The 22,959-nt window shown below is 55.7% G+C and carries 22 protein-coding genes and 1 tRNA gene; 14 read left to right on the top strand and 9 right to left on the bottom strand.

Annotation, left to right across the window (positions count from 1 at the left end; all coding sequences use genetic code 11):
• Positions 1 to 82: 82 nt before the first annotated feature.
• Complete coding sequence (locus ACAM_RS05725) at positions 83 to 568, top strand: metal-dependent hydrolase (protein ID WP_022541873.1); 486 nt, start codon at positions 83 to 85, stop codon at positions 566 to 568.
• A gap of 64 nt (positions 569 to 632) precedes the next feature.
• On the opposite strand, the gene ACAM_RS05720 is transcribed toward ACAM_RS05725, so the two are convergent.
• Together ACAM_RS05720 and ACAM_RS05715 are read right to left on the bottom strand one after the other, a co-directional pair.
• Positions 633 to 710: transfer RNA gene (locus ACAM_RS05720), tRNA-Glu, on the bottom strand.
• Positions 701 to 1,228 (bottom strand): hypothetical protein, encoded by a 528-nt coding sequence (locus ACAM_RS05715; RefSeq protein WP_022541872.1) that lies wholly within the window; start codon positions 1,226 to 1,228, stop codon positions 701 to 703. The genes ACAM_RS05720 and ACAM_RS05715 overlap by 10 nt, the downstream gene beginning before the upstream one ends.
• Before the next feature lie 87 nt (positions 1,229 to 1,315).
• On the opposite strand from ACAM_RS05715, the gene ACAM_RS05710 reads away from it, so the two are divergent.
• Both ACAM_RS05710 and ACAM_RS05705 read left to right on the top strand, forming a co-directional pair.
• Positions 1,316 to 3,784, top strand: coding sequence for a valine--tRNA ligase (locus ACAM_RS05710; RefSeq protein WP_022541871.1), 2,469 nt, complete (start codon positions 1,316 to 1,318; stop codon positions 3,782 to 3,784).
• A gap of 65 nt (positions 3,785 to 3,849) precedes the next feature.
• Entirely contained in the window at positions 3,850 to 4,920 is a 1,071-nt protein-coding gene (locus ACAM_RS05705) for a pelota family protein (RefSeq protein WP_022541870.1), read from the top strand.
• Here ACAM_RS05705 and ACAM_RS05700 read toward each other — a convergent pair.
• The 4 genes from ACAM_RS05700 to ACAM_RS05685 all read right to left on the bottom strand — a co-directional run bounded on the left by ACAM_RS05700 (position 4,907) and on the right by ACAM_RS05685 (position 7,688).
• Positions 4,907 to 5,146, bottom strand: a complete 240-nt coding sequence (locus tag ACAM_RS05700) for an Lrp/AsnC ligand binding domain-containing protein (protein ID WP_022541869.1) — start codon at positions 5,144 to 5,146, stop codon at positions 4,907 to 4,909. The two genes, ACAM_RS05705 and ACAM_RS05700, sit on opposite strands and share 14 nt — an antisense overlap.
• 188 nt (positions 5,147 to 5,334) lie before the next feature.
• On the bottom strand, positions 5,335 to 6,195 hold the full coding sequence (locus tag ACAM_RS05695; RefSeq protein WP_022541868.1) for an ATPase: 861 nt from the start codon (positions 6,193 to 6,195) through the stop codon (positions 5,335 to 5,337).
• A gap of 2 nt (positions 6,196 to 6,197) precedes the next feature.
• Entirely contained in the window at positions 6,198 to 7,001 is an 804-nt protein-coding gene (locus tag ACAM_RS05690) for an inositol monophosphatase family protein (protein ID WP_022541867.1), read from the bottom strand.
• Between the two features lie 3 nt (positions 7,002 to 7,004).
• Positions 7,005 to 7,688 (bottom strand): B3/B4 domain-containing protein, encoded by a 684-nt coding sequence (locus ACAM_RS05685; RefSeq protein ID WP_022541866.1) that lies wholly within the window; start codon positions 7,686 to 7,688, stop codon positions 7,005 to 7,007.
• A 108-nt stretch (positions 7,689 to 7,796) separates the two neighbouring features.
• On the opposite strand from ACAM_RS05685, the gene ACAM_RS05680 reads away from it, so the two are divergent.
• Positions 7,797 to 8,279: a signal peptidase I gene (locus tag ACAM_RS05680; protein ID WP_022541865.1), complete on the top strand. Its 483-nt coding sequence runs from the start codon at positions 7,797 to 7,799 to the stop codon at positions 8,277 to 8,279.
• A gap of 44 nt (positions 8,280 to 8,323) precedes the next feature.
• Here the strand turns inward: ACAM_RS05680 and topA are convergent, their stop codons facing one another.
• Entirely contained in the window at positions 8,324 to 10,405 is a 2,082-nt protein-coding gene (gene topA / locus ACAM_RS05675; protein WP_022541864.1) for a DNA topoisomerase I, read from the bottom strand.
• A 124-nt stretch (positions 10,406 to 10,529) separates the two neighbouring features.
• On the opposite strand from topA, the gene thpR reads away from it, so the two are divergent.
• Genes thpR through ACAM_RS05660 form a run of 3 tightly spaced genes read left to right on the top strand, consistent with a single transcriptional unit; the run spans position 10,530 to position 13,158 of the window.
• Positions 10,530 to 11,099, top strand: a complete 570-nt coding sequence (thpR, locus tag ACAM_RS05670; protein ID WP_062662268.1) for an RNA 2',3'-cyclic phosphodiesterase — start codon at positions 10,530 to 10,532, stop codon at positions 11,097 to 11,099.
• A gap of 2 nt (positions 11,100 to 11,101) precedes the next feature.
• Positions 11,102 to 12,517 (top strand): CCA tRNA nucleotidyltransferase, encoded by a 1,416-nt coding sequence (gene cca, locus ACAM_RS05665; protein ID WP_148706444.1) that lies wholly within the window; start codon positions 11,102 to 11,104, stop codon positions 12,515 to 12,517.
• A 47-nt stretch (positions 12,518 to 12,564) separates the two neighbouring features.
• Positions 12,565 to 13,158: a serine/threonine protein kinase gene (locus ACAM_RS05660; RefSeq protein WP_022541861.1), complete on the top strand. Its 594-nt coding sequence runs from the start codon at positions 12,565 to 12,567 to the stop codon at positions 13,156 to 13,158.
• Here ACAM_RS05660 and ACAM_RS05655 read toward each other — a convergent pair.
• Complete coding sequence (locus ACAM_RS05655) at positions 13,155 to 13,517, bottom strand: hypothetical protein (RefSeq protein ID WP_148706443.1); 363 nt, start codon at positions 13,515 to 13,517, stop codon at positions 13,155 to 13,157. The two genes, ACAM_RS05660 and ACAM_RS05655, sit on opposite strands and share 4 nt — an antisense overlap.
• A gap of 329 nt (positions 13,518 to 13,846) precedes the next feature.
• Between ACAM_RS05655 and gapN the strand changes: the two genes are divergently transcribed.
• From gapN to ACAM_RS05640, 3 genes are all read left to right on the top strand, one after another.
• On the top strand, positions 13,847 to 15,379 hold the full coding sequence (gene gapN / locus ACAM_RS05650; protein WP_022541859.1) for an NADP-dependent glyceraldehyde-3-phosphate dehydrogenase: 1,533 nt from the start codon (positions 13,847 to 13,849) through the stop codon (positions 15,377 to 15,379).
• A 324-nt stretch (positions 15,380 to 15,703) separates the two neighbouring features.
• On the top strand, positions 15,704 to 16,159 hold the full coding sequence (locus ACAM_RS05645; RefSeq protein ID WP_022541858.1) for a hypothetical protein: 456 nt from the start codon (positions 15,704 to 15,706) through the stop codon (positions 16,157 to 16,159).
• 222 nt (positions 16,160 to 16,381) lie between these two features.
• Positions 16,382 to 16,681 carry a hypothetical protein gene (locus tag ACAM_RS05640; RefSeq protein ID WP_022541857.1) on the top strand — a complete coding sequence of 100 codons (300 nt, stop codon included), beginning with the start codon at positions 16,382 to 16,384 and terminating at the stop codon, positions 16,679 to 16,681.
• Positions 16,682 to 16,742: 61 nt separating this feature from the next.
• Here the strand turns inward: ACAM_RS05640 and cobB are convergent, their stop codons facing one another.
• Entirely contained in the window at positions 16,743 to 17,480 is a 738-nt protein-coding gene (gene cobB, locus ACAM_RS05635) for an NAD-dependent protein deacetylase (protein WP_022541856.1), read from the bottom strand.
• Between the two features lie 122 nt (positions 17,481 to 17,602).
• Between cobB and ACAM_RS05630 the strand changes: the two genes are divergently transcribed.
• From ACAM_RS05630 to ACAM_RS05615, 4 genes are all read left to right on the top strand, one after another.
• Complete coding sequence (locus ACAM_RS05630; protein WP_232502282.1) at positions 17,603 to 18,070, top strand: ASCH domain-containing protein; 468 nt, start codon at positions 17,603 to 17,605, stop codon at positions 18,068 to 18,070.
• A gap of 296 nt (positions 18,071 to 18,366) precedes the next feature.
• Positions 18,367 to 19,521, top strand: coding sequence for a hypothetical protein (locus ACAM_RS05625; RefSeq protein ID WP_022541854.1), 1,155 nt, complete (start codon positions 18,367 to 18,369; stop codon positions 19,519 to 19,521).
• A 495-nt stretch (positions 19,522 to 20,016) separates the two neighbouring features.
• Complete coding sequence (locus tag ACAM_RS05620) at positions 20,017 to 21,519, top strand: carboxypeptidase M32 (RefSeq protein WP_062662126.1); 1,503 nt, start codon at positions 20,017 to 20,019, stop codon at positions 21,517 to 21,519.
• A gap of 57 nt (positions 21,520 to 21,576) precedes the next feature.
• Positions 21,577 to 22,905, top strand: a complete 1,329-nt coding sequence (locus ACAM_RS05615) for an MATE family efflux transporter (RefSeq protein WP_022541852.1) — start codon at positions 21,577 to 21,579, stop codon at positions 22,903 to 22,905.
• Positions 22,906 to 22,959 lie beyond the last annotated feature (54 nt).

Genomic DNA, 22,959 nt, shown 5'->3' with positions numbered 1-22,959 from the left:
TTAACGGTGTAACCGTGCATCTGCTCCGGTAAAAATTAAAACATAATCCAGTAATTTCCGGTTTTCATGGGATTGGCGAAACATGAATAGGGAAGGGCATTTCGGAATGGCCATGGCGATTGTATTCGGGGTGTACTCTATTTTAGACGTGAAATCAATCGACTCCATCTTCCTCGGCTTCCTGATAGTAGGCCTCTCAACACTACCCGACATAGACCTTGCCCTCGAGATAGCACATAGGAAGTATACCCACAACCTAGCAGCATCGATAATAGCAGGCCTGCTGATAGGGGTTCTCCTGGAGTCGGGCGGTGTCGAGGGTTTAGGTTTCCTCGAGGGCTTTATAGCGGGCTTCACGGCAGTCTGGATACACATACTCGGGGACCTCATGACGTACATGGAGTTCCAGCCGCTCTGGCCTCTGTCAAAAAGGAAGATGGCGTTTAAACTCTTCAAATCCAGCAACAAGGCGGTCAACAGGGCCATGGCAACCCTGGGCACGGTAATTCTGCTCTACTACCTCCTCACCGATTTCTACGGAGCCTCGATAGGTTATACCGGTGGATGACGTGGTATGAGGACCTCGCAAGGCATCTAGCCCAGCTAGGCTTTAGGATGCCGGAGTTATAATGTGGTGCCGCGGCCGGGATTTGAACCCGGGTCACGGGCTCGAGAGGCCCGCATACTGGGCCGGGCTATACTACCGCGGCTCCCGCGCGCTCGCTAGCTCAGGTGCTCCGGCCTGCGGCCCGATCTCACTATTAATCTCCACGGGGGTTTTTGAGTCTTTCTCCCTCCCGCATGCAGGCGCTGATAGTAGCAGGTTAGCGATCTCCGTAAAAGCTACTAGCTGGACTATGTCGACGTTAACGATGGCCCCGTTGGGCCCTCGCTCAACCACTAGGAAGGGCAGTGGAAGAGGGTTTGAGTAGTATGAGGCTACAGCACCCAAATGGGCTCCCGCGGCGGCGGCGAGGGGTGCTAGGCGGATGCGGGTTTCGAAGAGTGAGAGTATGAGGTATGTAACGAGGGATAGGGATACTATGAGGGAGGCCGCCTCGGGGCCGCCCAGGGCGGCAGCTACCAGGGATACAAGCAGTGTCCATGCCGAGGCTATGAGGACCTCGAGACCGTAGGCCCGCTCCACAGCCTCTACCCATCCACACTCTACACCCTCCTCCAGAGGCGACTCGCCTCTGAAGCTGGCCTCGCTAGGCTTATCCTCCATCCACCACGCCCCATCTACCTATCGTCTGATACTGTGTAAAAATTATGAGTATCAGGGTTCAACCTCGCTTAATGCTGGGTGGCATGTTTGGGCGAGGAGTTTAAACCAGTTATTCAGGAGAAGAGGTGGGATTTAAGCGAGGAGGAGAGGCTACTCTCCCTCTGGGACTCTGAGGACCTGCACAAGTCCACCCTAGACCCGGATGACCCGCGTGAGATAGTTGTGATAGACACGCCACCACCATACCCAAGCGGCAAGTGGCATGTAGGCGGGGCTGCCCACTACACACAGATAGACATGATAGCCAGGTATTTCAAGCTGAAAGGCTATAACGTCGTGGTTCCCTTCTACGCCGACCGTAACGGTCTCCCCGTGGAGGTGCAGGTGGAGAAGACCTACGGTGTCGTTGCTCACGAGATGGCAAGGACCAGGGAGGGGAGGGAGAGGTTCCTAGCTCTATGCAGCGAGTTCCTAGACAGGGTTGAGGGGGAGATAGTGCAGCTATGGAGGCGGCTCGGCTGCGGCTTCGACTACTGGAGGGAAGGTACGGACAGCCCCAGATACAGGTCGATGACCCAGGCGACCTTCATAGACCTCTGGAGGCGTGGCCTGATATACGAGGCGGAAAGGCCTGTAAGGTGGTGTCCAAGGTGTAAGACGACTTTGGCCGAGGCCGAGATAGAGCATAAGGATGAAGAGGACTTTATCTACTACGTCAAATACAAGCTAGAGGAGGACGGCAGGGACCTCGTGGTGGCCACGACAAGGCCCGAGCTGCTCGCCGGCTGCGCAGCCCTGGCCTACCACCCCGAGGATGAGAGGTATAAAGGGCTGGCTGGGAAGACCGCCGTGGCGCCGCTCTACGGGCATAAGGTCAAGATAGTCGAGCACCCGGCTGTTAAGAAGGACTTCGGCACAGGCCTGATGATGATATGTAGCTACGGTGACGAGGAGGACGTGAGACTCTTCCTAGAGCTGGATCTCAAGCCGAAGGTCCTGATAGACGAGAACGGGGTCATGAACGAGAATGCAGGCCCCATAGCAGGGCTACCCGTGAAAGAGGCTAGGAGGAGGATAGCCGAGATACTCGAGAAGGAGGGTCTTCTTGTAAAGAAGGAGAGGATAGTCCACAGCGTCCCAGTCTGCTGGAGGTGTAAGACCCCCCTCCAGATCATACACAGGAAGGAGCTGTTCCTCAAGCAGCTCGACTTCAAGGATGTGGTGAAGCAGGCGGCGGCTAAGATGGATTTCAAGCCTGAGATGCACCGCAAGAAGCTCTACGACTGGATCGACAGCATCAAGATGGACTGGCCGATATCCAGAGAAAGGTTCTACGGGACAGAGATACCCCTCTGGACCTGTAGTAGGTGTGGGGCTAAGCTGGTCCCGGAGCCGGGTAGGTACTACAGGCCGTGGGCCGAGGAGCCCCCGTGGGACTCCTGCCCCAGGTGCGGGGCCCCCCGCGAGTATCTCAAGGGGGAGACGAGGGTTTTCGACACGTGGTTCGACAGCAGCATAAGCCCTCTCTACGTGACCCGATGGATGTGGGATAAAAGGTTCTATGAGAGGGCGTCACGCAACGTCCTGCGGCCCCAGGGGCAGGACATAATCAGGACTTGGCTCTACTACAGCATACTGAGGGTGCTCCAGTTAACCGGGAAACCCGCCTTCAGGTGGGTTAGGATAACGGGCCTGGGCCTAGACCCCAAGGGGAGGCCTATGCATAAGAGCCTAGGCAACGTTATAGATCCCGAGCCGATAGTGGCTAAGTATGGCGGCGACGCCTTCAGATTCTGGGCGGCCATAGCAGCCAAGCTCGGTTACGACTATCGTTTCGACGAGAATAAGGTGAAGACGGGTAGGAACTTCGCCACGAAACTATGGAACCTTGCCAGGTTCGTCTCAAGCTTCCCAAGACCTGGTGGAAGCCCTCTGGAGAAGGCTACCGAGGTCGACAAGGCCTTCCTCGCTCTGGTCGACGAGTATCTGGAGGCTGCTGACAGGGCTTATGCAGAGCTGGACGTCTACGAGCCGGCCAGCCTGCTCTACGAGCTGGCTTGGGACATGTTCGCCTCACACTACGTGGAGCTTGTTAAGGAGAGAGCCTACAACAGGTCTGGCCTATTCACGAGGGAGGAGCAGGAGGCGGCCTGGGCGACGCTGCACGAGATCCTCAGGAGGATACTTATAGCCCTCTCACCTATAATGCCATTCGTAACAGACGCCATATACAGGAGGCTCTACGGCAGAACCGTCCACAAAGAGAGGTGGCCGGAACCCCTCTTCGCCCCCGAGGAGAGGGAGAAGCTAGCCGCGACGGCTCGGTCCATAGTCACCGTGAACAGGGCTATATGGAACCTGAAGAGGTCTATGGGTAAGAAGCTGTACGAGCCGCTTGACACTGCAGAGATACTAGTGCCCAGCAGTCTAGAGAATGCCAAGAGGGATCTTGAGAGCCTCCATAAGACAGCCATAAAGACATACAGCAATACGCGTCCCGAGGGCGCGGAGGAGGCGCTTCCGGGATCCGGAGTATACTATACCGTTAAATCCTAGCTTCCTCCCACCATTCCACGCTTCTCTCAGATAAGGCACTCTGTTTTGACGTAGGTGGATATGGCTTGCGCGTCGAGGTCCTAGACAACAAGCGGAAGATAGTTAGGCTGAGGCCAGAGAGCGAGGAGGACCTCTGGCTGCTGAGGATCACGCTCAGACCTGGTGATGTGGTGAGAATACGCACATACAGAGACGTGCAGGTGGGCTCGGGCAGGAAGGAGAGGGTTGCTATGACCCTCAGCATAAGACTCGACTCCATCGAGTTCCAGCCTTTCACAGGGAAGCTGAGGATAAGCGGTATAGTGGTTGAAGGCCCCGACGAGTTCGGCGTGAAAGGAAGGAGGCACTCAACCGCTGTCTCTATAGGCACGTGGCTTGTGGTTGAGAGGGAGAAGGGGTGGGGTGAAAAGGAGCTGGATAGGCTGGCCTCGGGTAGGGCTAGGGGGACTGCAGTCGTGGCTGCAGTTGACTACGACGAATTCGCCCTAGCCGTTCTGGCGGGTCATGGCATGAAGATTCTAGAGGACACCTCTGCAAGGCTCCCCGGGAAGGACGATCCATCGCGTGAGCAGGAGATAGAGAAGTATATAGACAGGGCCGCGGGGAGGATAGTGGAGGAGGCCTCAAGGCACAGGGCCCCCATAGCGGTCATAGCAGGTCCTGGCCTCCTCAAAGCCAGGGTGGCCGAGAAGGTGCAGCGAGCAATGCCCTCGCTTAAAGTGGCAACAGTTGACACCTCAATGGGCGGTGTCGCCGGGGTTAGAGAAGCTCTTAGGAGGGAAACAGTAACCAGGATACTGAGGGAGCTTAGCATAGTCGAGGCCGAGGAGGTGCTCGAGGAGTTTCTAAGGAGGATAGCCAAGTCGAGGGACACTGTAGCCTACACGCCACAGGAGGTCCTCGCAGTAGCCAGGATGGGAGCTGTTGACACCGTTCTCCTAGTAGACAGCCTCCTCCACTCGCCGGACGATGCCGAGAGGGAGGCTGTTGACGAGGCCTTAAGGCTCGTGGAATCTATGGGGGGAAGGGTGATTATCATACCCGACGACTCCCCAGCCGGGGAAAGGCTGGCGAGCTTCGGCGGAGTGGTGGCCATTCTAAGATACCCGGTCCCGCAGGAGGCTAGGAGGCTATAAGGGTTGTAGTCCTCAAAACGCCCGGTATGCTCCTTATGCCCGTGACTATCTTGTCTAGAAGCCTCATGTTGCTCGCCTCAAGCCTTACAATAAGGTCGAAATCGCCGTAGGTAACCCTAGCCTCCGTAACATTCCTGCCATACCTCCTCACAATCTCGTCCAACACCTCCTTCTCCTTACCCACATCAACGTTTATCAAAACGTAGGCGACAATAGCCTCGGACATCACAGCTAGAGCCACCAACTATCCATTCTGGATTGAGCAGGATTTAAACATGGGAAAACAATGGGTCAGTAGCGCCGGCCCATAACGTCACAGCCCCCCGGGGCTCCTGAAGCGGCTGCTGACTCATTGATCCCCGCTCGTCATCCCTAACGTTTGCCCTCCGCGGCACGGGGGTATATTTTCTTCCTTCAGCCCCATACAGACTGGCAGTCCTCGCAAAACTCTTTTCCACAGGCTATGGGGGCTCCACAGGCTTTACACCTGCATTTGCCGCCTTCCAAGGCGCGTGCTAGGAGGCTTATGGTTGATGCGCTGCTGAACTCCAGCTCGGGCTTGTCGTCAGTCACAAGTGCTTTATACACGTATTTAAACGAGTATTTTGGTTTAACCCTTGAGGAGGCGTCGAACCTCTCCAAGGCTGCATACCCCGTTATAAACTCTGCCTCCACATTCCTGAGCCCGAGCACAACAGGCCTTCCACCACCCGCCTGAGGGGCGTCGAGGTCCCACATGTAGTGGAGGCTAGCCGATATTAGAGCTTCAACACCTATCATGCCTATCACGGTTCTAGTTATCGGTAGAACCGCCGCATCCAGCCCCAACAGCTCGGCGGCGACCGAGGCTAGACCCCTCTCCAGCCTGAGGAGCCTAGGCGCCCACACAACACTCTCTAGACGCTCAGCAGCCCTCTCCACCTGTGCAGGCAGCTCCACAAGCTCGACAGAATCTCTGAGCAAGCCGAGGCCACTGTAGACCTTGATATAGCTGGGCAGGACGGCGTAAACCCTAGCCCCATAGCTCCTCTCCACAAGGCCGACTAGCCTGGCGAAGGCGAGGCTTGCCGGGGGGTTTGTTGCCGAGGGGTAGACGAGTATGCTGACTCCCGGCCTGAAGACGTTCGAGCCGCGGAGGCTCCTTTTAACACCCCTCTCCAGCGCCGTCTTCATGCACCTTCTACACAGCCTGTGCCCGCTGAACCTCCTGTAGTAGACTGCCGGTCTAACGCGGCATAAGCTGCACATGGGCCTGGGGCCGGCTGGAGCCTCCAAGCCTATCCACTTCCCCCTTCTACGGCGATCCTGGCCAGAGTCTCGTCTAGAGATGCGACTACGCTGCCGACTCTTTCGACGCTCCACACGCCAATCCTAAGGGGATAGCCTCGCCCGTCCATGACAACGCCGCCGCACTCTCTGATAGCACCTACAGCCGCAGCCACATCTATGTTGCGCAGCCTAGCCCTTAGGTCCACGAACACGGCTATATAGCCTAGGGCTGTGTAGGCGAGCTCTAGGGCGGCGCTACCCAGGCTCCTGACTTTGAAGCCCCTCCTCAACCCCTTCAACCTGCCTATAGCTCCCGCCACGGCTTCAACTGCGCCGGGCTCGTCTACGTAAACCGATATTATAGACCCCCGTATACCAGGTTTTCCAAACCTAACCCCCCCGTGGTAGCAGCCTCCCCCCCGTGAGAAGGAGACTGGCATGCCGCTGTAAACAGGGGCTACAGACCCTGCCAGGACCTCGCCGCTCCGCGGGTCTGCGAAGGCTATGCTCACCGAGCACCAGGTTATGCAGGATAGGTAGTTAGTGCTCCCGTCCAGCGGGTCTACAAGAGCTATAGGAGCGTCGGAAGCCCTCGAAGCCACCCCCCCGGCCTCCTCGCTTATAACCTGCACCGACTCCAGCTCGCTCCGCAGCATGTCAACAATGTAGTCTTCAGCCTTCTTGTCGGCGACCGTCGTCTCACCTGTAATAACCCTCCCGAGGTCCTCGCTACACGCCATATCCCTTAGGAGCCCGGCCGCCTCTGAGGAGACCTTGACGGCCACCCTTCTAAGTTGTTCCGCGTCGTGCACCCCCTACACCTCCACAGCATGTCCTAGCGGCCTGGCGCCCGCGAACTTCTCCAGAAGCCCCGAGAGTATCTCTATAGCCCTCCTAAGATCCCCTGTTTCCACCCCCTCCACACCCGCGGCTATAGCCAGCACCCTCCTGGTTGAGCGCGTTATCATTGACGCTTTCGAGTCTCTATGTGGGTAGACGTGCATAACCAGGCCCTGGGAGTCCACGAGTATGGGGTAGTTTTTGGGTAGTGTCTGCGGCCTCCCGCCTATAGGCTCGAAGACCTCTCCCCCCCGGCTGAGGGTCAGCCTTAGAGGCGGTTTCACAGTGTCTAGATCGTAGAGGCCTATGGGAACCATCGTCTTGAGGCTTGCTATGTTGCCAGCATCAACAACATTGTTTATAAGGGGTATTCTGGAGCCCCTCAGAACCCTACGGGCTAGAGCCTCGCTACTCGGCCTCACTTTGGTAGGGTCTATGCCAAGCCTCCAGAGGAACCTCCTGTAAGCTCTAACCCTGGGATCGTCCTTTAGAGCCTCGGGCCCGGCGAAGGCCTGAACAACCTCGTCCTCAACAGATCTAAGGGTCTGGACGAGACCCTCTGGAGACTCGCCCACCGAGACGCCGTCGAAGACTATATAGACAAGCCTGACGCCAAGCTTCGCCAAAGGCTCTTCTACTCTAACCCCAACTACCCCCATTCTCCCGCGCCTTACAATTGACATGGTACTGTGGGGGAGAATAATAGATGTTAAGGCCGCTAGAGACACCCTGATGGCTGGAGAGCCTCGGGATGCGGGGTTGGAACAGTGCGGACTACTACAAGGCTCGCCAGGGCCCTCCAGCTCGTGGCAACCATTCTAATAGTATTGACAGCTATGCTCTACATTGCTGGCATCCTTTACGGGGCTGGATTCGCGGTGGTTCAAGGGAGAAGTATGGAGCCCATCCTCCATAGTGGGGATCTCGTGGTTATAGTTGGCGAGGACGGCTACAGCGTTGGAGATATTGTGGTCTACAGGAAGGGCGATAGGCTGATAATCCATAGGGTGGTAGCCGTCTACCAGGGCGACAGCGGTTTGGAGTGTTACGTTGTCAAGGGCGACAACAACCCCATAACCGACATGGGAGACCCTGTCAGGTGCGGCCCAGCTTCTATAGAGGGCGTGGGCTACGCAGTCGGAGTACCAGGGGACGCTATAGTGGGTAAGGTGTTGGAGGTTTCGGGAGTCCCCATAAAGATCCCGTACATAGGCATAATCAAAATACTCTTGGAAAACCTATACTCCTGAGGCTTGAGACCAGGCCTCGAGTCCGCGGGGCGGTTCGGCTTTCTTCATAGCAAGGCTTCGTATACCTTTTCATCGCCTAGAGCGAGAGCCGCTATCTCCCTCACCCAGGACCCCGCCCTGGACCTGCTTCTAGCTATAGCCTCCAGGGCTTCTCTAGGGGTGGAGGATAGTGTCGAAGCAGTTCTGGGCAGTGCTTTCCTAAGCCTCTCAAAAGCCTCGAGATGGTTGCTGCATAGGCTGTAGCCCCCTACTGTCGAAACAGCCCTCCTACCGCATATGTGGCAGGTTTCATCCACCTCTATGCTTCCGAGGGAAACGCCTATCTCCCTTGCTGCAGAGTCCAGCCGCTCGAGGAAACTCTCTATAAGCCTGGATATAGCCTTTTTAGACTCTTCTACCACCTCCATCCTTGTTCTACGGCCGCTGCGTATCTCCTCTATCATGGCCTCGAACCTCCTAGTGAGGTCGGGCTTGGAGAGCTCGGGGAAGAGGGTCTGGATTATGGTGGCCACGGCCTCCCCCAGCGGTGTGACCTGAGACTTTCTAGCCCCCTCGAGGTACCCCCGCTTGTACAGCGTCTCTATGATCCTGGCCCTGGTGCCCTCTGTGCCTATGTTAACGCTCTCCATCCACCTCAGCAGGCTGGCCTTGTCTAGCCTAACTGGAGACTGGCTCCACTCCACCTTGACGTCAACCCCAACCACTCTAGCCTGATCCCCCGTATTCAGGGGGGGTAGAAGCTTCTCTCGGGGTGCGCTATAATGGTAGTACTTAAGCCACCCGGGATCCTCTATCCTAATGCCCTCAGACCTCCAACCCCTACCCCTCGAGTCCCTCAGGAGTACCGTAGACTTCCCCACTATCGCGCTCCTGCTGAAAGCGGCCAGGAACCTCCTGACTATAAGCTCGTATACAGCCATATGCTCTCTGGAGAGGCTCCGGCTCGGCGTCTCCCCGGTGGGGTGTATAGCTGGGTGTGCAGGATCTTCCTTAGGCCCTTGGACGGGCCTAAGCACTCCTCCCGTCTCTCTGAGAAGCTCTCCAGCCTCCCTGGCGAAGGGACCTCTGGCGAGCTTGTCGATTATAGACTTGTAGTTTATTGATGGCGGCAGCTTCTGGCTGTTGGTGCGTGGGTAGCTTATGAGGGCTTCGAGATAGAGGTCCTCGGCTATGCTCTGCGTCTTCAAGGGCGGTAGGCCCAGTATCCTGTTCGCCTCCTTCTGGAGGTCGCCCAGGTTGAAAGCGGGCGGGGGCTTCATACTGGCCTTCTCGCTCTTAACCTCATCCACGGCGAGCCAGGGGTCCTTTCTAAACTCGCTTTTCAAAGACCTAGCTGTATCCAGCGAGGGTGGCTTCCAGCCGTGCGGCCTGGCCTCGAAAACGCTCCCACTCTTTTCGACCGATATTTTCACCGCCACCGAGGCCTTGGGGACGTGGAGGTTTATCTCCCTCCACCTCCTATAGGCCTCGACTAGCGTTGGGCTCTGGACCCTCCCGGCGCTCAGTATGACCCTCTTGCCGGCTGCCCTCCTAGCCGCCTCCATTAGCGCCCTCGACACATTTATCCCCCACAGCCAATCCATCTCGCTTCTCGCCATGCCAGCCTCTATCATCTCCACGTCGAGGGGGTCCATACGTGCATACGCCCTCCTTATATCCTGGGGGGCTAGCGTCGAGAACTTCATCCTCTTAGCCCGTGTAACGTCTCCGAACGCCTCTATTATCTTGAAGCCTATCACGCTGCCTTCAATGTCGTAGTCGCACGCATTTACGTAGAGAATGGCTCCAGGGAGGATCCTGGAGAGCATGCGGTAGAACCTGGCAAGATACCCTGCTCTCCTGTCGAACTCGAAAATCGGGCGCCACTGGAAGTGGAACACCGGGAACCCCCTGTACTCCGAGTGGGGGCCGAAGAGGTGGCCAGCCGAGGGGGCCACAACTATTGTGGCCCCATCCCTGCGCACTAACCAGTAGGAAACACCGTACTCGCTGCACCTCAAGGGCGCCCTGCCGTCTGACAGGGCGTACGCTATTTTGGCAGCCGCCTTAGGCTTCTCGGCAAGAACGGCTATGAAGGACGACGGCTTGAAACACCTCCTCCTACCGCTTGAGCGGCGGCGAAGCATAGCACCTTGAACCCACAGGATCCTATTTGTCAGCTGGCGGGATAAGCGGGGCTGGCTCCCCGGCGGTCTGTGTTATGGATAAAAATCCTTGGACCCCCCGGGTGTTTATCACTGGGACACGGCCTTGGTTAGGGTTTTTATCGCGGTAGATATAGAAGACCCGGTGGTAGTAGGCCGGCTGGCTAGGCTTAGGGACTCCATAGCCCACACGGGCGTTCCTATGAAGACTGTTGAGGATGAGAATTTCCATATAACGCTTAGGTTTATAGGAGAGGTAAGCGAGCCTGTGGCCTCGGAGATTGGGGAGCGTTTGGCCTCCATCAGGTTCGGGAGGTTCAGGATAGAGCTTAGGGGGCTAGGAGCGTTCCCCAGGCCGGAGAGGCCCCGGGTGGTGTGGGTGGGGGTGAGTGCTGGGGCCGAGGACCTCAGGAGGATAAGGGATGAGGTGGAGAGGATCCTTTCAAGCATGGGCTTCAGCCCGGAGAGGCAGGAGTTCCATCCCCACGTCACTCTAGCGAGGATAAAGGGGGCTAGGAACCTGCCCGCACTCGTGAAGCTCCTTAGGGAGATGGGCGACGTGGAGGTGGGAAGCGTTGAAGTCTCAAGTATAAGGCTGAAGCAGAGCATACTCACAAGGCAGGGACCGATTTACAAGACTCTCTATGAGGTCAAGGCCACCCAAGACCAGGGTTAGCGGTGGATGGGGCGCTGGTGTTGAACGGCGTCAAGAGTAGGGGTATCTTGCCTAGCGGGTTGAGGGAGAAGGTACTGGAGGGTATAAGGCCTACAAGGCTCCAGCTTTCGATACTCAGAAGGCTCTACCACATCGTTAAGGACGCTCTAGAAGCTTGCGAGGACCTCAAGCTACTCTCTCCCCGATATAGGGTGGAGCTTGTGGGGAGCGCAGCGAAGGGCACGCTGCTTAGAGACAAGTGGGAGATAGACGTTTTCCTCCTACTGGACGCGCCGCGGGGGGAGATAAAGAGGCTAGGCGAAGAGATACTTAGATCATGCCTGGGGGGGAGGCTGCCCTACTATTTCAAGTACAGCGAGCACCCATACGCGACAGTCTCCCTCATGGGTATGCAGGCAGACATAGTTCCTGCGCCGCTAGCCGTAGACCCGAGGGAGGCCATGGGGGTGGAGAGGACGCCGTTCCACACGAGGTACGTGAGGAGCAGGCTGGAGGAGGAGCCGTGGCTTGTTGACGATATACTACTGTTCAAGTCGTTCCTCAAGGGGGTGGGCGTTTATGGCGCTGAAACCCGTGTAGGAGGGTTCTCAGGCTACCTTGCTGAGGTGCTTGTAATACACTACAGGGGCTTTGAGGAGGCGGTTAAGGCCGCCTCATCCTGGAGGCCTCCAGTGATGATAGATACAACCGGCGGCAAGGCGGACTTCGGCATGCTTGCCAGGAGGTATCCAGACTCCCCCATGATAGTCCCCGACCCCGTTGACCCCTCTAGAAACACAGCAGCCTCCGTCACTCTAAAGAGGCTATCAGAGCTTGTACACGCAGCAAACCTTTTCATGCGGAAGCCCTCACAAAAGTTCTTCCACGCCTTCCAACCCCGCAACCCCTGCATCAAGCCTCTGCCGGGCGTTATGGTTGTTATGGTCGGCGACTACTCTAACCACCCGCCGGACGCTATCTGGGGGCGCATCAAGAGGATCGGCGAGCGGCTGTTCAGAGCGGCCAGGGCAAGAGGCTACCCAGCCCTCTCATACGCCTTCTACACAGACGAGGCTACGGAGGCCGCAGTTTACATACACATGGAGTCGCCATCCAGATACCATATAGAGGCTAGGCCAGGGCCGCCGCCCTGGGAGAGTGAGAGGGCCGTTCGCTTCACCGAGAAGAGGCTGGGGGAGGGGGGTTGGGTGTGGGTGGGGGAGGACGGCAGCCTATCGGGGGCCAGGCTATACAAAGGGAAGGCTGCAGTTGATATAGAGAGGGCGCTCGAGACGCTCCCCCTCCCCCCGGGGACGAGGATGTATAGGGTGATAGTATGCCCGTCGACTGGCCGCTGCGGTTTCCCCAGCCAGCTGGAAGCCCTTCGAGACCCCACTCCTCCCTGGGTGCGCTATGTCTTGGAGGACTGCAGGAGCTGATCCAGACCTGTTACCCGCCCCGGGGAGACTGCTGGATAGCGGCGGTTTTGGAGAAGGCTGGTGTTGAGAGGGTCTGCAGCCTGTTGGGTAAGGGTCACGCTGGAGTCGTGTTCCTCGTCGACTGGCGGGGCTCCGCTGCGGCTCTAAAGGTTAGGAGGAGGGATTCTCGCCGGGAGACCCTGGAGCCCGAGGCCAGGGCCGCTGCCTTGGCCGCCTTGGCGGGAGCAGGGCCTGAGGTCTACGACTTCAGCGAGGAGTATATAGTCATGGCCCCCGTTCTCGGCCCAAGCCTTGAGGACCTCTCTGAGGAGGGGCTTCTGAGGCCTCGCCACATACTGGCCGCCATAGAGGCTGCCAGGGCCTTGGACACCGCGGGCATACTCCACGGGGAGCTCCATAGGCCATGGAGGAGCGTCCTGTTCACCCCCAGTAAGGCTGTGATAATAGACTACGACTCGGCCTCCAGAGGCTGTGGTAACGTGGTGAAACTAGTCTCCGGCCTGTCGAGAAGAATACCTGGGATCCTAAGCCTGGTCCGGAGTGAGAGGTTCCGGAGCCTTGCTAAGAAATACTATTGGGAAGGCTGCGGAGAAACCACCTATATCGATATAGTGGAGGCGGTGAAAAAGAGCCTGAGCTAGAAGTTGAGGCCGGAGGCAGCCTCTCCCGTTTCAACCCCTGCAATCGGCTGGATCTGCCTCTTTATATGCTCCTCGACAAGCGTCGTCCTCCTGAGGACCTCAAACTTGGTAACCACATACTCCTCCTCAAACTCATCCCTGGTCATGATCTTGATCCTCCTTGGCCTCGATATGCTGAGCGGCGACTCGCACCTAGGGCACTGAGCATTGTCATAGCCCGCCAGAGCCTTAGACGGGACGGGAGGCCCGCTGAACTTGTTTCTATTGCTCTTATCACCTATCACGTACCAATAGAGCTTAAAATTACATTTGGAGCAGACCAGGGTTATCACTCCCACCCCACTAACACTTAGACCCACCGTAGCCCCACCATCCCTCCAGTAATACTCCATGAAAATAGTCAGGACGCGGGGACAAAAGGGGTCGCACCCCCTAAGGGAAGCTATGGAAACCAAAAATTAGCGTCTAATCCCTGCGTGTCGAACAAAACTTTCAATTAGCAGTAATAGGCCTTTGTCTATACTCCCGCCTGCTATCCCAGGGAAAAGGGGGGAAGCGAATATAAGTGGGTTTTTCCGTAAGTATTGCTGCCTGGCTCCCACTTCAGCTTTTGCCGCTTCATGACAGCTGCCAACCCTCTAATTTATACTGGGTTAGAGTACTTAGTATGTGGAGGTGAGTCCAAAGCTTGAACCATAAGGCTTCCCTAGAACTTAGGAGCCCTCTCTTCGAGGACATCGTCGAGAGGGAAGGAGAAGTAGGTGTCTTTAAAACCTTCGTAGCCGGAAGCTGGGTTTTGACGGACAGCCTAGCGGTGGTTAAGAGCCCGATTGACGGGAGTATAATAGCGAAGGTGTCTAGGCTCGATGCCGGAGCCATAGAGAAGGGTGTTGACGTCGTCTATAGGTTGGGGAGGAGGAGGATAAGGGACATCCCCGGAGAGAAGAGGCTAAACATACTGTCCAGGATAGCCGACCTGCTAGAAAAGAATGCAGGCGACTTTGAGGAGGTACTCATAGTTAACGCTGGGAAGACGCGGAAGCAGGCTGCGGGAGAGGTTGAGGCTAGTATAGATAGGCTCAGGAAGGCGGCCCTGGACCTCAGAAAGCTCCAGGGTGAGTACGTGCCGGGAGACTGGGACAGGCACACTCTGGAGAGCGAGGGCATAGTGAGGAGGGAGCCGTACGGTGTTGTACTGGCCATAATACCCTTCAACTACCCCCTATTCGACACTGTAAACAAGTTTGTCTACAGCACTATACCAGGCAACGCCTTCATAGTGAAACCTCCCAGCGCAGACCCCCTACCGGTTATCATGTTCGCTAGGCTAGCGATCGAGGCAGGGTTCCCGCCAGAGTCGCTCATGGTTGCAACTCTAAAGGGCTCAGAGGCGGAGAGGCTAGTCGCCGACAGGAGGATAAGCGTTATAAGCCTCACAGGCAGCAGCGAGACGGGCGTCAAAGTGATGCAGTCCGCGGGCATTAAACAGCTGATAATGGAGCTGGGCGGGGGAGACCCGGCTATAGTATTGGCGGACGCCGACCTGAAGTCGGCGGCTTCCAAGATAGCCACGGGTATAACTAGCTACGCTGGCCAGAGGTGCGACGCTATAAAGCTCGTGCTCGTCGAGGAGCCGGTCTACAGCGAGATGAAGAAACTCCTAGTAGAGGAGCTTTCAAAGGTAAAGGTTGGAGACCCGAGGAGTGAATCCACAACCATGGGACCGCTTATTGATAAAGAAGCTGTTGACGCCATGGTTGAGGCGATTGAAGAGGCGGTATCCAAGGGCGCAAAGCTACTATACGGAGGCGAGAGAATAGGCGACACATACATAACACCAGCTCTAGTAGAGGTCGAGGATAAGAGTATACTCAAGGAGCTAAAGCTATACAAAGACGAGGTATTCGCCCCCGTAGCCCTCATAACCAGCTTCTCAACCCTAGACGAGGCCGTAGAACTCGCGAACGGCAGGCGTTATGGCCTCGACGCCGCTATATTCGGGGAGAGCATGGCTAGGATAAGGAAGCTCATAAGATTCCTGGAGGTAGGGGCTATCTACATAAACGAGTACCCAAGACACGGCATAGGCTACTACCCCTTCGGCGGGAGGAAGGACTCGGGAATAGGGAGAGAGGGGATAGGCTACAGCATAGAGTATGTGACTGCGTTGAAGACAATAGTCTACAACTACAGAGGCCGCGGAATTTGGGAGTACCTCTAAACCGCCTCACCTACCCCTTTCAATGTCATTGCGACAAGGTTTTCTCAACCCTCAACCCGGCGGCTGGGTTATGTTCATGTGAGTGCTCTCTAACACAGCGGCACGGGCTCCCGCCAGGTATAATACGGGATGCTCTTTAAAAGTGCGGTGCGCCCACCTCGACTGTTAACCTCTTAGGAGAGCCTGGACCCTATTTCACCTATGGCTTTTCCAGCGGAATATACCGGTATGAACATTTAAAAAGGAATTACCAAACCCTGTCTATTTATGTGGATAAAACTCTAAGTAGCATTAGTAGTCTATAGTATTGAATGGGGGTTAGTGTTGTCACTCTACGAGCCTCTACACGGACTGAGCATCAAGGAACTTCTGATGCTGGTTACTATAAAGAAGACGGGGATTAACAGGATTGGAAAGCTCTATGACTCCATATTTCTTGACGACGAAGTGATAGATGCTGTGTTGGAGTCGCTAGCTAAAAAAGGGTATATCAGGATGGATAACGGTAAGATAGTGCTGAGCGAGCAAGGGGATAAGGCTGTGGCGGTTGGTGACGAGCTTGTGGATAAGATTGTTATGGAGGCTGTAGACTATGGTAAGAACGTTGAGGAGGTGTTCGGCTTCACCCCCGTCCTCCCCTATATACTAAACCAGTATGAGATTGACGTGGGCATAGCATTCCACGTTTTCATGGAGTGGTTCGAGAGGTTCTATGGCAACGGAGAGACAAGCAACGAGGAGCTAGAAAAGATAATCAAAGAACTCGAAGAAGAGTATTAGCTTCCCGTAAGGGAAGCCTCCTCAAAACCGTTATATGCCGTCGGGAGCCCCTATGGAAATAGTATTGGGACCTCCGCCCCGCAGACGCCCGCGCGCCACGCGGGAGATAGGGTGAAGCGGGGATCCGTCGGTGCGCGCCTCAACCTAAAATATACTCCTAATCTGGTGACGGAAAAGAGGATAGGCCCTGCCTGAATCCCTATAATATAGGGGTTGAGTCTCTTGGCCGGAGAGGTTGCCGTTAAGGATGTGAGGGGCCATTCCACGGGCGACACCTACGAGGCCACAATAACACTTGTATACAAGGGCGGCGAGCATGTGGTGAAGGTCTCCAGGCTTTGCTGCCTTCCTGGCAAGGCCGAAGCTGGAGTTGAGGACGGCAAGGTTGTAATTCGGCTTTACACCGTGGGAGGCGAACCCCTGGCCTCATGCATTATAGATGTGGGACACCTGGAGAAGGGCTGTCTAGACTGCAAGTGTCTCATGCTCCCCCCGGGGGAAAGAGGGGCTGGAGAACCATAGCATGGGTGGGGTGGGCTTGGAGCTCCTCCTATACAGGCTGAGGACCTGGGGGTAGCGGAGCCTAGACATTTATCCCTAATGCTGCCGAGACTCTCTCTGCGAATTGTACAGCCTTCATGCGGAGCTCTACGTCGGCCATGCCGGTGTACCTATTGGGCTCCGGGTTCACATTGACAAGGACGGCCCCGCTATCCTTTGCCACGAGGGGTATAAGGCCAGCCGGATCCACCGCTCCAGATGTGCCTATAACTATCATAACATCGCACTGACGGGCGAGGCGGAACGCCTCCTCCAAAACCCCTTTGTCCAGGGGCTCGCTAAACCAAACGACGTCAGGCCTCAAAAGCCCTCCGCACTCGGGGCATGTTGGCGGTAGCCTCTCCGGCTTCCCTCCCCACTCCAGCTTTAAGCCGCAGCTAGTGCAGCGAGCCCTAAGTATATTGCCGTGAAGCTCCAGCACCCTCCTACTACCCGCCCTCCGGTGCAGGCCGTCCACGTTCTGTGTTATAACAGCTGTTAGGACCCCTCTGTCTTCAAGCCTGGCCAGAAGCCGGTGCGCCTTGTTTGGCTTCGCCGATAGAACCCTCTCAATCCTCCAGGCATACCACTCCCACACCAGCCTGGGGCTGCGGCTGAACGCCTCAGGTGTAGCCAACTCTCGCGGGTCAAACCTGCTCCACAGCCCGCCCTTCCCCCTAAAGGTCGGTATACCGCTCTCCGCGCTTATACCAGCCCCTGTGAACGCCACCGCCGAGCCGGCCTCCCGCAGGATTTTGACGGCAACTTCGACACCGACCACAGCCTGCACCCCTATAGGGATATAGCCGTCACCACCAGCCCTAATCGCCCCCTCAGGAGTCTACGGTCTAATGTCCAAACCTCTATAAACCCCTGTTTTAAGGCTGTAGTGTGGGAGCCGTGTTGGAGGAGTTGGAGGAGATACTTTATCTGATGAGCATAAGGCCGCAGTATGCGAGGGCTATAATGGCTGGCAGGAAGAAGTACGAGCTGCGCAGGATACACGGCGTGCCCCCCATAGAGGAGGGTTCTATAATAGTTGTCTATGCAAGCGGTAAGGTCAAGAGCATTATAGGGGAGTTCGAGGCCAGGAGGGTCATACAGGCGACGCCGGAGAAGATATGGAGCATAGCCAGCAAGCCGGGGTCAGGGGTTGGCGAGGATGCATGGCAGTACATACGGGGTGCTAAGAGGGCTATAGCAATCGAGGTCGGTTCCAGGAGGATCTACGAGAGGCCTGTCACACTTGAGGAGATTAGGAGGATAATCCCAGGCTGGAACCCCCCCTTCAGCTATACCCTGCTGGAGCCCGGCAGCCCCATTTACGAGATCCTCATAAAAAGGCTTAGAAGGCGCTACCAACAGCTCTAGCACACGGCCCCGGGATACTGTCCTGTTAATAGCCTCCCAAACCTCCTATAAAAGACATCCAATATAAGGTATTACTAGAACCCGGCGGTAAGAATAAAAAGGGTGGCCCGCGACTGTAATACAGCCTCCAGCACACGTGTTAACCAATGTAAGATGAGGTACTACAGGTGAGGTCCAAGGCTCAAATAGCGGTGGCGGGGCTGCTAGCCATGGGGGGATAGGGCTTTGTTAAACAGTGTAGAGGCACATCCTATAGAGAGGGAAGCCCAGGCAGGGAAGGGGGGTGCCTAGCTGAAGTGCCAGTTCTGGAGGGCATACTATACGACTTCGCCAGGATGCTGAAGCAGGGGAGGAGGGACCTGCTGGAGCTCCTAGACGCCATACAATACAGCCACAACCCGCCGGAGATCGGCCACCTAGCCCGGATGACGGGGCTCGACGTATCGCATGTGAGGAGGATAGTGGAAAACCTTAAAAACACCGGTGTCAGGGCTAGGGTCGACTACAGCCTACAGAAGCTCGGGCTCTCCTACGTGGCCATGGAGTCGACCGGGAGCAACCTCCAGTACATACACGTGGAGCACGCCCTAAAATCCGAGCTAAGAACTGCACTAGGAGCCCTCAGAATCTACGCAACACCAACAGGCGCGGAAGAGCAGCTGGCAAGATACCTCATAGAAAACTACCAAGGCTCCAGGCTAAACCTACTACTGGCAAACGAGGTCCTACTCTCAAAACCCAGCTTCACATACTACTTCGAAGAACCCAAAGACATAAACCCGGCAACCGCCCTAGAACTACTAGACAACCACCCAAAAATACCAATAATAGAAGAAAAACTATACAGACTTTTACATAAGCCGCAGTCTAAGGAGAAACCAGCGTTCAGAGACCTAATAGACCTAATGATACTGGCAGGCCTCGAAATAGATTCATTATCAGTACAAAAATCATTAGTATATATAATGAAAAAACTGCATGACTTGAATTTTCCTATGAGAAAGTATTCAAAACATAAAAAACATATCTCTTCCATAATTGACGGCTTCAAAATAATGATGTATGATAAAATGGACGTTCCTGGTATGCTGTTGTATTTGAACATTAAAGATCTTTCGTGTATGCGGAGCCTAGCATTAACAATGTCTCATTATTTTTATGCAACTCAAATTGTAATGTATAGTAATTTGCAAAAGTTTAAAGAAATGGAAATGGAATTACAAAAAAGTGGGTTCAAAAAAGGAAAAACTGTACTCACATATAACATGCTAATTCTGCTAGCTATAAGTCCTGTATATCTTTATAATATAGTAGATAAAATAAGGGAAATTTGCGATATAGATGATATAAGTGTCTCGTTTTTCACTCCGGAACTTGGTAATAGAGTGTATACTTTAACATATAAAATGTATTCTCCACTAAAGGGTAGTTGGATTTTTAAGGTCAGCTAAAAGTTCTTTGGTATTTTTTGGGCATAGTTTAAAAAGTATCCTAAAATTTATCATTTTAGATAGACATATAGAGTAAAGATAGCTAGAACGGGTCGAAGTCTGGTGGCCTTGGTGCTCCGCCTGGGGACATCTGTCGACACCGTTTTTGTAGGTAGGTTCCTTTTTCTTTTCCAGTTTTTGTTCTTGGGGTAATACTATATCTGGTGGGAAGGTTTAAAAGGTACTCTATTATTTTGTGTGTTGTTTTCGTCTTTAAAAGGAGTTATATGTGTGAGTATGTTCATGGTTTGTGTGGTATCGATTTTGCCTTCTCCCAGGCCTTTACTCTAGGATTTGTTTGTCTCCTCGTATCCCGTCTGATTATTTTGTGGCTTGTTTTATAGTGGGTGTAGGTTTCTTTCCACTGTGCGGCTTTTTGTTGCTTTTTGGGTGGTTGCTGGGGGTTTGGTGTATTTAGGCGTTATTTCGTATGTCGAGTTTGTTTGGTGGGTTGGCGTGTGGGAGGTTTTTGAGAATAGTGTTGTTAGGGAGCTTGTCGAGGCTTATAGGCCTGTGTGGAGTGTTTCCCATGCTCTCTCGCTGATGGGGTGGGATAGCGAGACTTACATGCCTAAGGGTGGTGTTGGGGAGAGGGCTCTCGCCCGGGCTGACTTGTTTGTTCTTAGGAGGAGGCTGCTGCTGAGGGAGGAGCTCCTCCGGCTGCTGGAGAGGGCTGAGTCTCAGGAGGGCCTCAACGAGTATGAGGCTGGTGTTGTGAGGGTTTTGAAGAGGGAGGTGCGTATCGCCAGGTCTCTACCGGAGGAGTTTGTGTTCGAGTTTGCCAAGCTGAGGGAGGAGGCTACTCATGCCTGGAGGACTGCTAGGGAGAGGGATGATTTCGGCCTGTTCAAGCCCTATCTGGAGAGGATTGTGGAGTACGCCAGGAGGATGGCTGATTATCTTGGCTGGGAGGGGCATCCGTACAACGCTCTCCTGGACCTGCATGAGGAGGGCTTGACTGTTGTGGATGTTGATAGGATGTTCGACTCGATAGTCCCCACTCTCAGGAGGGCGTTGGAGAGGGTTCTCTCCACGGGCTCCTACCCTAGGAGCCATCCCCTCGAGTCTGTGGAGTATGAGCGTGGTGTTATGGAGGCTGTGAACAGAGAGGTCCTGGACCTCCTCGGCTTCCCGTGGGACAGGGGGAGGCTGGACGTGAGCCCCCATCCCTTCACCATAAGCATGGGTATAGGGGATGTTAGGATAACCACTAGGTACGAGGGCCGCGACTTCAGGCACACCCTGTTCGCGGTTATCCACGAGTATGGCCACGCCCTCTACGAGCTGCAGATAGACGAGAGGCTGAAGGCCTCACCACTGGCCGAGGGTGCTAGCCTGGGCGTTCACGAGAGCCAGAGCAGGTTCTGGGAGAATGTTGTGGCGAGGAGCAGGGCCTTCATACCCCAAGTAACCCCCATACTCAGGAGGCGCCTCAGCTTCCTCAAGGATTATAGCGACGAGGACGTTTACCTCTACTTCAACATAGTGAGGCCGGGCCTGATAAGGGTCGAGGCCGACGAGCTTACCTACAACTTCCACATATACCTAAGGTACACTCTAGAGAAGGGGCTGATAGAGGGCTCTATAAAGGTGGACGACCTCCCCGAGCTGTGGAACAGCATGATGGACGACCTCCTTGGCGTCAGGCCCAAGAGCTACAGGGACGGGGTCCTCCAGGACGTGCACTGGAGCCACGGTAGCATAGGCTACTTCCCAACCTACACCCTAGGCACGGTGCTCTCGGCACAGATAAAGGCTGCTATAGACAGGTCCCTCGGAGGCCTCTACAGGCTCGTTGAGAAGGGTGAGCTGGGCAAGGTGAGGATGTTCCTGAGAGAGAACATACACAGGTACGGCTCGACATACCCGCCGAAAGAGCTGGTGGAGAGGGGGCTGGGAGAGCCTCTGAACCCCGAGTACTACAACCAGTACATAACCGAGAAGTTCTACAGGGGCTGAGCAGGCCAGCACCGCCAGCCAACCCCCATATCCACTTCCCAGAGCAGGTATGCCGGGTTGAGGCTAGTCAGGGTAGACGTAGCTAGAAGAGCCATCTCCATAGGCTGGCCCCTGGTGGTCGCGGACTCGGCTCTAAGTATAGCCTGGATTGTCGACACATACTTCGTCGGCGGACTCGGCTCTGAGAGTATAGCTGCTGTTGGCGCCGCGGGCTACCTGATATGGCTTTACATGGTTTTCTCCACGCTGGTCTACATGGGAGTACTCGTCATACTCGGCCAGGCTATAGGCTCGGGGAACAGGGAGCTGGTCGAGAGGGCTTCTGGCGAGGGGCTTACGCTCTCCATAATACTATCCATAGTTGTCTGTGCCGCGGCTTTCCTAGTGTCTAGGAGTGTGCTGCGGATACTGGCCCCGGAGGTGGAGCAGCTGGCGTGGAGCTATCTCTCGGTGAGCCTGCTAACTGTTGCTATCCACTACTTGACCATACTCTACGACGCGGTGTTCCGTGCCCTAGGTAAGACGATGCCGATCCTCTACTCGAGCGGTGTTTTCACCCTGGCGAACACCATACTCGACCCTATACTAATCTACGGCCATCTGGGGGCTCCTGCCCTGGGGGTGGAGGGGGCTGCCTGGGCCTCGGTGGCCGCCTCGCTGCTTGGGTTGCTTGTCCTGGTCCACCTATCCCGGTACCTCGACTTGAGCCTTCGCCCGCTCAAGCCCTCGTCAGTGTCGCGCAGCATCCTCTCCCTAGGGTTTCCCAGCATGGTTGAGAGGGTTGTGTTCGTTGTTGGAAACGTTGTGTACCTGGGGAGCGTTTCGAGATGCGGTGCTGAGGCCCTGGCGGCCCACACTATAGGGGTTAGGATAGAGAGCCTGGCTTTCCTGCCGCTGTTCTCTATAGCAACCGCCTCCGGCGTCATGGTGGGGTGGGAGGTTGGGGCTGGTAAGATCGCCGAGTCGAAGAGCACGGGGTGGGAGCTCATCAAGCTCTCCTCCCTAGTGGGGCTGGCCGTAGGCGTGGCCCTGGCCGTCGGCGGCTGGCTTGTGACTCCCGTGTTCACGAGCGACCCCGAAGTCGCGTGGCTGTCCGCAGTCTACCTGGTGATAGCTGGGCTTACAGAGCCGCTCCTAGGGGTTGTAATGGTGGCCGGCCAGATCATAAGGAACGCTGGAGATACTAGGACGCCAACCCTGGTAAACCTGGGCAGCCTATACCTTCTCAGGGTTATCCCGGCCTACCTCCTCCCGGGCCTCATGCCCCCGGGCCTCTGCGTGCTGGGGGCCTGGCTGGCGATGGCCGTCGACATCCTGGGGAGGGCGGCCGTGATAGTGATCATATACCTAAGGTACTACACAAGGCTCGCAAGGAGGGTGGCCTAGGAAGGCCTGTGTGTAAAGCCTAAAGCCATTACCCCGCTAGCCACAAACCCATAC

Origin of the sequence: Aeropyrum camini SY1 = JCM 12091 (genome assembly GCF_000591035.1) — an archaeon.
GTDB lineage: Archaea > Thermoproteota > Thermoprotei_A > Sulfolobales > Acidilobaceae > Aeropyrum > Aeropyrum camini.
Note: the sequence above shows the minus strand (reverse complement) of the source record. Positions and strands in the feature narration are given on the sequence as shown.